Raw genomic sequence first — 10591 nt, 5'->3', positions numbered from 1 at the left:
GAGCACGACCTTGCCAAGGTCGGGGTCGCGAGTTCGAGTCTCGTTTCCCGCTCCATATTTAACGAAAACGCCGCTCATTGAGCGGCGTTTTTGTTTGTGCGCGATTTATACATTGCACAGAAAAAAGGCCCGCCAGTATGACTGAGCGGGCCTTTTGCATGTCAGGCGTTCTTACATCGACAAAATCAACCGTCCGGCAAAAAGAATCAGGATCACGCCCATGGTGCGTTCGAACCAGTGCCCCATGCGCAGGAACAGCAATCGTACTTTGTTGCTTGAAAAGAACAGTGCAACGATCACAAACCACGATGCGTTTACACCGCACATCCACACGCCGTACAGCGCCTGAATCTCCAATGGTGTGGTGGCGCTGATGAGGGTGGTGAAGATTGCCAGGAAAAACAGCGTCGCCTTCGGGTTGGTGGCGTTGGTCAGAAAACCGGTGGTGAACGCCTTCAGCAGTGTTTGTTCCACGACCGGTTCGTCTGAATCTTTTTCGCCTTCAAGCACGGCTTTGGGTTTGCTGCGCAACAGGCTGACGCCGAGGTAGAGAATGTAGGCCCCCCCGATAACTTTGGCCACGGTCAATAACCAGGGCGTTGTGTGCATCAGCGCCCCAACGCCGAGCAGGGTGTACAGCACATGCACGGAAATGCCGGCGCCGATGCCCAGTGCGGTGCAGATGCCCACCCAGCGGCCAAAGCGTACGCTCTGTCGGATCGTGACGGCGAAATCCGGGCCGGGGGCGACTACCGCCAGAAAATGGATCGTCGCCAGTGCCAGAAACTCGCCCAGATAATTCGAAAACTGCATTTCAACTCCAGAAAGTAAGGGGTGACGCGTTACCGCGATAGCCGACAAAAAAAGAAAGGCTCAAGCGCGGATCGGCCACACCTGGCGTCACCGAGTGCATGCGGCGCGAATTGAACATGATGAAGTCGCCCGGTTCGGGGCGAACCTCCAGAGTCGGAGTGCCAAGCAGGGACGGATCGATGCCGTAACTGTCGCCACGCATTTCGTCGAACTGGTCCGGAGAAATATCGTGGTCCCACATCTGCAGTGCGCCACCCTCGGTGGGCATGTTCAGGTAAACGTTGCAGGCAAACTGCGCATCGAGGCTTTTGGCCTGGAAACTGTCCGGGGCGTCCTTGGCAAAAATGTCGTGGTGGGCCAGGAAACACACGCCGGGTTTCACGACTCGCGATAGCCCGACATACATCTTGCGGCCATAGAGGTTTTCCAGATGGGCACCCGCTGGCCAGGATTCATCGAGCATGCAGCGCAGGGTGTCGACCGGAGATGAGTAGGGCGCGCAACGGTTGCGCAGTTCCGCGATATTGCGAGTGGCGCGCTCGAAATAGTCCTCGATCAGCAGCGGCTGGTTTTCCGCTTCATAAAACGCCATGCCGATGCGGCCGATGCTGGGCGCGTTGATATAGCCTTCGAAGCCGGGGGCGAGGATCTTGTCGCCGATCTGGATCGCCAGCGGTCGAGGCAAGAAGCCTTTGACACGGATGGCGAGGACTTCTTCATTGGCCAGCTTTTTTATGCACGTCTCATCGAGACGCTCGACGTCAAGCATCATGTCTTAGGTCCATCTATCAGAGAGTCAACGAAGCCTGCGAATGCAGGCTTCCCCGGCGTCGGGCGATGACGGCAGCGGCATCGCCTGAAGTTTTCAGTCCACGTGGTAGTAGACGGATAACGTCCCTTTCTTGTGCGAAAGGGATTCGATCGTGACCGTGCCCAAATCCTTCAGGCTACGAACATGGGTACCGCCGCAGCCGTAGGCGGGTAATTCACCGAAACCGATTTCCCGGGCACCTTCGCGCAACGAGGTCAAACGCGGTAAATCGTGGGCAACCCACTGTTGAATTCCATGTTGCAGGGTCTGGATCTCAACCTCCTGCGCCGTGTCTGCTGGTTTGAATTGCACACGCCCTTCGCCTGGCCAGTGGTGGGCTTTGATCGGCATCCAGCCCATGGCCTGAATGAAGTGCCCGATCAGGTGTCCGGCGGAGTGCATACGCGTATTGAAACGGCGACGCTGTTCATCGACCTGGATCCGGGTCATGCCGGTTTCTACCGCGCTGGCGACGAAATGGATGATTCGATCCGGTTCCTGCACGACGCGCAGCACTTGGCTTTCGCCGATCCAGCCGGTATCACAGGGTTGTCCGCCGCCCTGGGGGTGGAACAATGTTGCGCGCAACACCACGGCGAATTCGTTCTCGTGGGGCGTGCATTCCAGGACTTCCACATTGGCCTTGAGGTCATCACTATGGAAAAAGAGGCGAAGCGTCATATTCCATGCTCGTATTAATGTTTCCATTTTTCATTATATGGAGCGTGGAATTACGTGATAATCCGTTCAAACATCAAAGGACTATTGCGTCGTGAGCATAAATCTTCCTCTGCCGCTGCTGGGTGAAATGGCGATTTTCGTCAAGGTCGTCGAGACCGGCAGTTTCTCCGAGGCGGCTCGCCAGCTGGGCTCTTCGCCCTCGGCGGTCAGCCGCAGCATTTCACGGCTGGAGAAGGCGCTCGCCACCCGTCTGCTGCAAAGAACCACGCGCAAGTTGCGCCTGAGCGATGGTGGCGAGGAAGTGTTCAAGCGTTGTCAGGACATGGTCAGCGCTGCCCGCTCGGTGATGGAGATCAGCGGTCAGTTCACCCACGAGGCGGAAGGACTGGTGCGTGTCAGCGTGCCAAAGGCCGTTGGGCGGTTCGTGATTCACCCGCACATGCCGGAATTTCTGCGCCGCTATCCCAAGGTGGATGTGGAATTATTGCTTGAGGACCGTCAGGTGGATCTGATCGATGACAACGTCGACCTGGCGATCCGTATTACCGATCGACCTCCCGCCGGGCTGGTGGGGCGGCAATTGCTGACCATCGACCATATGCTCTGTGCCACCCCGCAATACCTGGCCGAACATGGCACACCGACCCATCCCCATGACCTGCTCAACCACAGCTGCATTTACCTGGGTGAAACCCCGAGCGATGCGCGCTGGAAATTCAAGAAAGGCAGCAAAGCCGTGACGGTTGGCGTGCGCGGGCGCTATGCCGCCAATCACACCGGTGTCCGTTTGGGCGCAGTGTTGCAGCACATCGGTATTGGCAGCCTGCCATATTTCACGGCGCGGCATGCGCTGGAGCAGGGGCGGATCGTGCAGGTGCTGCCGGACTGGACTTTCCTTGCGTCCTATCACGGCGGCGCCTGGTTACTGCATTCACCGACCCGTTACCTGCCGCCAAAATTGCGGGTGTTTATCGATTATCTGGTGGCGTGCCTGGAGAAAGAGCCGACGCTGAGCAAGCCGGGCAAGCTCAGTGATTGGGCGGAATATGAGTTGCCCGAAAGGGATGGGTTGTTCTGACCGGCCCCTTCGCGAGCAGGCTCGCTCCCACATTTGATCTGTGTCGTTCACAAATCCCCTGTGGGAGCGAGCCTGCTCGCGAAGCTGTCCGTCCAATCACCACATCACCTGGGCAATAAAAAGGCCCGCATGTTCAACCATGCGGGCCTTTTGCATTTCGGATTCAGGATCAGTGCTTGCTGTCCTGGTTCGACAACGCCAGCAGCTGTTTTTCCTGGTTCCAGTCGAAGGGTTCGTCATTCTGCTCAGCTTCGAAGCGACGTTCCTCCAGTGCCTGGTACAGGTCGATTTCATCATCGGGCATGTAATGCAGGCAGTCGCCGGCGAAGTACCACAGCAGGTCGCGGGGGACCAGGTGGGCGATTTGCGGGTAGCGGGTGATGACCTGGCACAGGATGTCCTGGCCCAGGTATTGGCTTTCGATCGGGTCGACCGGCAGCAGGGCAAGCAGTTCGTCAAAACGCTCCAGGAACAAGGCATGGCTTTCGTCGGGAACCTGCTCGGCCTCACCCACGGCGACCAGGATGCTGCGCAGGTGGTCGAGCAAAACGAGATGATCGGCAACGATGTTGGACACGAGATAAGTCCTCAAGAGCAAAACGGGCGCGGGAGTATAAAGCTCCCGCGCCCTTTTTTACATGCTGTACGGCGTTCGCTGGATCAGCGGACCTTATCGTCGGTCAGCGCTATTTCCTCTTTACTGAAATCATCGACATCGATCACCTTGCGCCGAGCCGCTTCGGCCTCACGCAGGGTGTGCGCTTCCACCGGTTGCAGCACGCCGGCTTCCAGTGCGGCATCGATGACGTGCTCGCCGGCAACCGGTTTGACCTGACCGCTCTTGAGCGCCACATGCAGTTTCTTTTGCAGAGGCTGCGCAGCGTTCAACAGGTTGCAGGCGTGTTGCAGGGCGCCGACCGGATCTTCGTTCGATTGTGGACGATAGCAACCCAGTAGCACTTCTTCGAGGGCTGGATCGCCCTTGGTGCGGCCGATCACCGCTGCGACCGCGGCACCGAGCTTGTCCGATGGCCCTTTGTGGCGGCGACTGAACGGGAACACGATCACCCGCAACAGGCACGCCAGCACCTTGTTCGGGAAATTGTTCAGCAGTTCATCCATGGCCCGTTCGGCCTGTCCGAGGCTTTCCTCCATGGCCCAGGTAAACAGCGGCTCCATGTACGCCGGCGCGTCGAGGTCGTTGTAGCGTTTGAGTGCGGCGCTGGCCAGGTACAGGTTGCTCAGTACATCGCCGAGTCGTGCCGATAGCCGTTCGCGACGTTTCAGTTCGCCACCCAGCAACATCATGCTGAGGTCGGCGAGCAATGCGAACGCCGCTGCCTGGCGGTTGAGGGCGCGGAAATAACCTTGGCTGAGCTTGTCACCCGGCACATGCTCCAGATGACCGAAACCGAGGTTCAGTACCAGGGTGCTGGCCGCGTTGCCCACGGCAAAACCGATGTGCTTGAGCAACAGGCCGTCGAACTCGATCAGTGCCTGATCCTTGTCCTCACGGGTGGCCAGCGCCATTTCCTTGAGTACGAAGGGATGGCAGCGAATCGCGCCCTGACCGAAGATCATCAGGTTGCGCGAGAGAATGTTCGCACCTTCCACGGTGATGAAGATCGGCGCGCCGTTCCATTTGCGAGCGAGGTAATTGTTCGGTCCTTCGATGATCGCCTTGCCGCCGTGCACATCCATCGCCTGACTGATGCACTCGCGGCCGCGTTCGGTGAGGTGATACTTGAGGATCGCCGACAGCACCGACGGTTTCTCGCCGAGATCCACCGCGTTGGCCGTCAGCATACGCGCGGCGTCCATCATCCAGGCGTTGCCGCCGATGCGGGCCATGGCTTCCTGAATGCCTTCGAACGCCGCAATCGGCACATTGAACTGCTCGCGAATCTGCGCGTACTGGCCGGTCACCAGGCTGGTGAACTTGGCCATGCCGGTGCCCACCGCCGGCAGCGAGATCGACCGTCCCACCGAGAGGCAATTCATCAGCATCATCCAGCCTTTGCCAAGCATTTCCTGTCCGCCGATCAGAAACTCAAGCGGTACGAAAACGTCCTTGCCGGCGTTCGGGCCGTTCATGAATGCCGCCCCCAGTGGCAAGTGTCGGCGTCCGATTTCCACACCGGCAATATCGGTTGGAACCAGTGCCAGGCTGATGCCCAGGTCTTCTTTCTCGCCCAGCAGGTGGTCCGGGTCGTAGGCCTTGAACGCCAGGCCGAGGAGGGTGGCTACCGGGCCGAGAGTGATGTAGCGTTTTTCCCAGTTCAGGCGCAGTCCGAGGGTTTCCTTGCCTTCCCATTCACCTTTGCAGATCACCCCGGTGTCGGGCATGCCGCCGGCGTCGGATCCGGCCAGCGGACCGGTCAGTGCGAAGCAGGGAATATCGTCGCCGCGCGCCAGGCGTGGCAGGTAGTGATTGCGTTGTTCATCGGTGCCGTAATGCAGTAACAGTTCGGCGGGACCGAGGGAGTTGGGGACCATCACGGTGGAGGCGAGATCGCCACTGTGACTCGCCAGTTTCATGGCCACTTGCGAGTGGGCATAGGCCGAGAAACCCTTACCGCCAAACTCCTTGGGAATGATCAGGGCGAAGAAGCCGTTGTCCTTGATGAAGGTCCAGGCATCGGCCGGCAGGTCCATGGTTTGACCGAGCTGCCAGTCGCTGACCATGGCGCAGAGCGCTTCGGTCGGGCCATCAATGAAGGCCTGTTCCTCTTCGTTCAATTGCGCTTTCGGGTAGGACAGCAGTTTGTTCCAGTCCGGGCGCCCGCTGAACAGTTCGCCGTCCCACCACACAGTGCCGGCTTCAATGGCGTCGCGTTCGGTTTGTGACATGGGCGGCAGGGTTTTCTGGAACCAGTTGAACATCGGCGCGCTGAAGAATTTGCGGCGCAGATCAGGCAGTAGCAGCGGTGCGGCCACGGCGGCGATCAATACCCAGAAAATCAGCAGCAGCCAACCCGGTGCGTGACTGAAGGCCCCCATTGCCAGCAGGTAGACAGCCACGATGCCCAGGGCAGGCAGTGGTGCGATACGACGGTGGGCTAAATAAGCTATCCCGACAACCAGAACCAGTATCCACAACAGCAGCATATTTAATCCTCCGTGAAACCAGGGCGAACCAACCCACAGAGCTTAGACGGCATCCGCGAAACAGGGTGGTCAGAGCAAGGTGATTGAAAACGTGGGAAACCATGGATGATTTTGTAGGCCTGATGCGCGGCAGACCGTGAAAAATCGTTCATCGAGCGGGCGACAAAGCGTCCATATTTGGCCGAAACGTCGTTATCTCTGTGCTGAACCTCTCGCTAGACTCGGGGCTTCTCCAGGAGATTGCCCGCATGCACGAGTATCTAAGCCCCGGCCGCTTCATCGATAGTGACCACCCCTCGGTGGTGGAGTTCGCCGAAAAACATCGTGGCCCCCGTCGCGACCCGATCGAGCAGGCGATACATCTCTACTACGCAGTGCGTGAGGCGGTGCGCTATAACCCGTACACTTTCAGCCTCGATCCGCAGACCCTGCGAGGCAGTTACGCGCTGGCGACCGGGGAGAGTTATTGCGTGCCCAAAGCCACACTGCTGGCGGGCTGTGCGCGACATTGCGCGATACCTGCGCGGATCGGCCTGGCGGACGTGCGCAATCATTTGTCGACGCCGCGTCTGCTCGAATTGCTCAAGAGCGACGTGTTCGCCATGCACGGCTACACCGAGTTGTTTCTGAACGGTCGCTGGGTCAAGGCCACGCCAGCGTTCAATCAAGGCTTGTGCGATTTATTCAATGTCGCGCCGCTGGAGTTCGACGCAATCAACGATAGCGTTTTCCATCCTTTCAATCGCGATGGCGAGAAACTGATGGAGTACCTGATCGATCACGGCCAGTTCACGGACGTGCCCGAAGCGTTCTTCTTCGAGCATCTGCGCAAGTGCTATCCACACTTGTTCGGCGAACAACTGCAACCTCTGCTGGGGGACATCCAGAGCGATTTGAGTCGCGCCTGATCCGGCGTATGCTGCCTGCGCATTCATCAATCGAGAGGCGGTCATGCTGAAGATCTGGGGTCGGAAAAATTCATCGAATGTCAGAAAGCCTTTGTGGGCCGCCGAGGAACTAGGCCTGGCCTATGAAGCCATCGATGCGGGCGGCGCTTTTGGTGTCGTCGATACGCCTGAGTACCGTGCCATGAACCCCAATGGCCGTGTTCCGGTGATCGAAGACGATGGTTTCGTGTTGTGGGAGTCCAACGCCATCGTTCGATACCTGTTGGCCAGGCATGCCGCGAATACCCCGTGGTACCCGTCGGATCTGCAAGCACGAGCCACCGCTGACAAGTGGATGGACTGGACCACCTCCAGTTTTGCAGGTCCCTTCCGCACCGTATTCTGGGGTGTCCTGCGCACCCCGGCAGATCAACAGGACTGGACCGCCATCAAGGCTGCGATCAAGGAGTGCGACGCGCTGCTGACAATGGCCGATCAGGCATTGGCGGCCAGTCCCTACCTGTCCGGTGAACAGATCGGCATGGGCGACATTCCCCTGGGCAGTTTTATTTATGCCTGGTTCGAGATGCCGATCGAGCGCGCGCCGCAACCCCATCTGGAGGCCTGGTACGCTCGGTTGAAACAGCGTCCGGCGTATCGCAAGGCGGTCATGACCGCGTTGACTTAATACTCACTATCGACACACTTGACTGTACTTGTGTGGCGGCGACAAGCACCATTGTGCCAATGCGCTGTGGTTGTGTTGATCGCCGCTCGCCCCTATTTATTCCTTTCTTTCCTTCTTGGTGCGTAAATCCGATATGAGTTCCGCTCTGTCCATCCGGCAGCTAACCAAAACCTACGGCAACGGTTTCCAGGCCTTGAGTGGTATCGATCTGGATGTCGCCGAAGGTGACTTCTTCGCCTTGCTCGGCCCGAACGGCGCCGGCAAATCCACGACCATCGGCATTCTCTCGACCCTGGTGAACAAGACCAGCGGCACGGTGAATATCTTCGGTCACGACCTGGACAAGAACCCGGCGGCGCTCAAGCGATCCATCGGCGTGGTGCCCCAGGAATTCAACTTCAATCAGTTTGAAAAAACCTTCGACATCGTCGTGACCCAGGCCGGTTACTACGGCATTCCATCGAAAGTCGCCAAGGAACGCGCCGAGCAATACCTGACGCAACTCGGCCTTTGGGACAAGCGCGATGTTCCGTCGCGTTCGCTGTCCGGCGGCATGAAGCGTCGATTGATGATCGCCCGCGCGCTGGTTCACGAACCGCGCCTGCTGATCCTCGACGAACCGACCGCCGGGGTGGACATCGAACTGCGTCGCTCGATGTGGAGCTTCCTCACCGAGCTGAACAAAAAAGGCATCACCATCATCCTCACCACGCACTACCTGGAAGAGGCTGAACAGCTGTGCCGCAACATCGGCATCATCGATCACGGCACCATCGTCGAAAACACCAGCATGAAGCAGTTGCTCGGCCAGCTGCATGTCGAAACCTTCCTGCTGGATTTGAAGAGCAGTCTGAGCGCGCCGCCGCAACTGATCGGCTATCCATCACGGTTGCTCGATGGTCACACCCTGGAAGTGCAGGTCGACAAAAGCATGGGCATCACCGCGCTGTTCACCCAGCTTGCCCAGCAGAACATCGAGGTGCTGAGCCTGCGTAACAAAACCAATCGCCTGGAGGAGTTGTTCGTGTCCCTGGTGGAGAAAAATCTGTCGAAGGTGGCGGTATGAGTTCCGAGCTGCGCCCCAACCTCGTTGCCCTCAACACCATCGTTTACCGTGAAGTCCGGCGCTTTACCCGGATCTGGCCGCAGACTCTGCTGCCGCCGGCCATCACCATGGTTCTGTACTTCGTGATCTTCGGTAACCTGATCGGTCGGCAGATTGGCGACATGGGTGGCTTCACCTACATGGAGTACATCGTGCCGGGGCTGATCATGATGTCGGTGATCACCAACTCCTACGGCAACGTGGTGTCGAGTTTCTTCGGCAGCAAGTTCCAGCGGTCCATTGAAGAATTGATGGTGTCGCCGGTTTCTCCGCACACCATTCTGGTCGGCTACACCCTCGGTGGCGTGCTGCGTGGATTGATGGTCGGGATCATCGTGACGTTGCTGTCGCTGTTCTTCACCGACTTGCAGGTTCATCACCTGGGCGTGACCATTCTGGTGGTGGTGCTGACGGCGACGATCTTCTCGCTGCTGGGTTTCATCAACGCGGTGTTTGCGCGCAACTTCGATGACATCTCGATCATTCCGACATTCGTGCTCACGCCTTTGACGTATTTGGGCGGGGTGTTTTATTCGATCTCGCTGCTGCCGCCGTTCTGGCAGACCGTGTCCCTGGCCAACCCTGTGTTGCACATGGTCAATGCGTTTCGTTACGGGATCCTCGGTGTTTCCGATATCCGGATCAGCGTGGCGATTGCGTTCATGTTGGTGGCGACGGTGATTCTGTATTTTGGTTGTGCACGGTTGTTGGTGAGTGGGCGGGGGATGCGTACCTAAGCAATACGGCGTTGCCTTCTTCGCGGGCAAGCCTCGCTCCTGCAGGTATCCATGTGCTCTTGCGGGAGCGAGCCTGCTCGCGAAGGCGTCATTCCAGATGCCACAAAAAAACGGCCTCCCAATCGGAGGCCGTTTTGCATTCTCACATCCGACTCTGCCGGCGCCGTCTCCACTGACGCGCGACCCACCAGCGCCAATACATCATCACCAGACAATAGGCCAACGCACCGAGCACCAGTCCTGTCACCACCGAGCCCAGCAGGAACGGCTGCCACAAGGTCGAGAGTTCGCCGCTGATCCATTCCCAGGTCAATTCGTCTGGCAGATGGCGGGTGGGAACGTCCATCAGCCAGGCGCCGGTCTGATAGGTGCAAAAGAAAACGGCGGGCATGGTGATCGGATTGGTCAGCCAGACCAGGCTGACGGCAATCGGCATGTTGCCGCGCACGACGATGGCGAGGATGGCGGCGAGCAGCATCTGCAGCGGAATCGGCAGGAACGCCGCGAACAGACCGACGGCCATCGCTCGGGCGACGGAATGGCGGTTGAGGTGCCAGAGGTTCGGGTCATGCAGCAGCGTGCCGAGAAAGCGTAAGGATTTGTGTTCCCTGATGCTGGTCGGATCTGGCATGTAACGTTTGAATAAGCGCCGGGGCATAGGGCTTCTCGGTCGATTAAGGCGG

The 10591-nt window shown here is 58.6% G+C and carries 11 protein-coding genes; 5 read left to right on the top strand and 6 right to left on the bottom strand.

What is annotated here, in order from left to right; genetic code table 11:
* Nucleotides 1-171 precede the first annotated feature (171 nt).
* From ACW9HW_RS01220 to ACW9HW_RS01210, 3 genes are all read right to left on the bottom strand, one after another.
* Nucleotides 172-813 (bottom strand): LysE family translocator, encoded by a 642-nt coding sequence (locus tag ACW9HW_RS01220; RefSeq protein WP_457397629.1) that lies wholly within the window; start codon nt 811-813, stop codon nt 172-174.
* Between the two features lies 1 nt (nt 814).
* Nucleotides 815-1585 carry a 2OG-Fe(II) oxygenase gene (locus ACW9HW_RS01215; RefSeq protein WP_095195544.1) on the bottom strand — a complete coding sequence of 257 codons (771 nt, stop codon included), beginning with the start codon at nt 1583-1585 and terminating at the stop codon, nt 815-817.
* 93 nt (nt 1586-1678) lie between these two features.
* The gene (locus tag ACW9HW_RS01210; protein ID WP_095195545.1) at nt 1679-2305 is read right to left on the bottom strand and encodes an alanyl-tRNA editing protein; all 627 of its coding nucleotides are present in this window, start codon (nt 2303-2305) and stop codon (nt 1679-1681) included.
* A 91-nt stretch (nt 2306-2396) separates the two neighbouring features.
* Here ACW9HW_RS01210 and ACW9HW_RS01205 point away from each other — a divergent pair, with 91 nt between their 5' ends.
* Entirely contained in the window at nt 2397-3383 is a 987-nt protein-coding gene (locus ACW9HW_RS01205; RefSeq protein ID WP_457397625.1) for a LysR family transcriptional regulator, read from the top strand.
* A 169-nt stretch (nt 3384-3552) separates the two neighbouring features.
* Here the strand turns inward: ACW9HW_RS01205 and ACW9HW_RS01200 are convergent, their stop codons facing one another.
* Entirely contained in the window at nt 3553-3960 is a 408-nt protein-coding gene (locus ACW9HW_RS01200) for a PA2817 family protein (protein WP_007972361.1), read from the bottom strand.
* An 83-nt stretch (nt 3961-4043) separates the two neighbouring features.
* Nucleotides 4044-6491 carry an acyl-CoA dehydrogenase gene (locus tag ACW9HW_RS01195; protein ID WP_457397622.1) on the bottom strand — a complete coding sequence of 816 codons (2448 nt, stop codon included), beginning with the start codon at nt 6489-6491 and terminating at the stop codon, nt 4044-4046.
* 248 nt (nt 6492-6739) lie between these two features.
* Here ACW9HW_RS01195 and ACW9HW_RS01190 point away from each other — a divergent pair, with 248 nt between their 5' ends.
* The 4 genes from ACW9HW_RS01190 to ACW9HW_RS01175 all read left to right on the top strand — a co-directional run bounded on the left by ACW9HW_RS01190 (nt 6740) and on the right by ACW9HW_RS01175 (nt 9908).
* A complete protein-coding gene (locus ACW9HW_RS01190) occupies nt 6740-7399 on the top strand; it encodes a transglutaminase-like domain-containing protein (RefSeq protein WP_457397620.1) in 660 nt (219 codons plus the stop codon).
* A 43-nt stretch (nt 7400-7442) separates the two neighbouring features.
* On the top strand, nt 7443-8066 hold the full coding sequence (locus tag ACW9HW_RS01185) for a glutathione S-transferase family protein (protein ID WP_457397617.1): 624 nt from the start codon (nt 7443-7445) through the stop codon (nt 8064-8066).
* A 133-nt stretch (nt 8067-8199) separates the two neighbouring features.
* Entirely contained in the window at nt 8200-9132 is a 933-nt protein-coding gene (locus ACW9HW_RS01180) for an ABC transporter ATP-binding protein (protein ID WP_095195550.1), read from the top strand.
* Entirely contained in the window at nt 9129-9908 is a 780-nt protein-coding gene (locus tag ACW9HW_RS01175; protein WP_095195551.1) for an ABC transporter permease, read from the top strand. The genes ACW9HW_RS01180 and ACW9HW_RS01175 overlap by 4 nt, the downstream gene beginning before the upstream one ends.
* A 142-nt stretch (nt 9909-10050) precedes the next feature.
* Here the strand turns inward: ACW9HW_RS01175 and ACW9HW_RS01170 are convergent, their stop codons facing one another.
* Entirely contained in the window at nt 10051-10566 is a 516-nt protein-coding gene (locus ACW9HW_RS01170) for a DUF2062 domain-containing protein (RefSeq protein WP_457397614.1), read from the bottom strand.
* Nucleotides 10567-10591: the final 25 nt, after the last annotated feature.

This window comes from Pseudomonas sp. SDO5532_S415 (assembly GCF_054071155.1).
The sequence above is the reverse complement of the archived record's forward strand: the minus strand, read 5'-3'. Positions and strand labels throughout refer to the sequence as shown.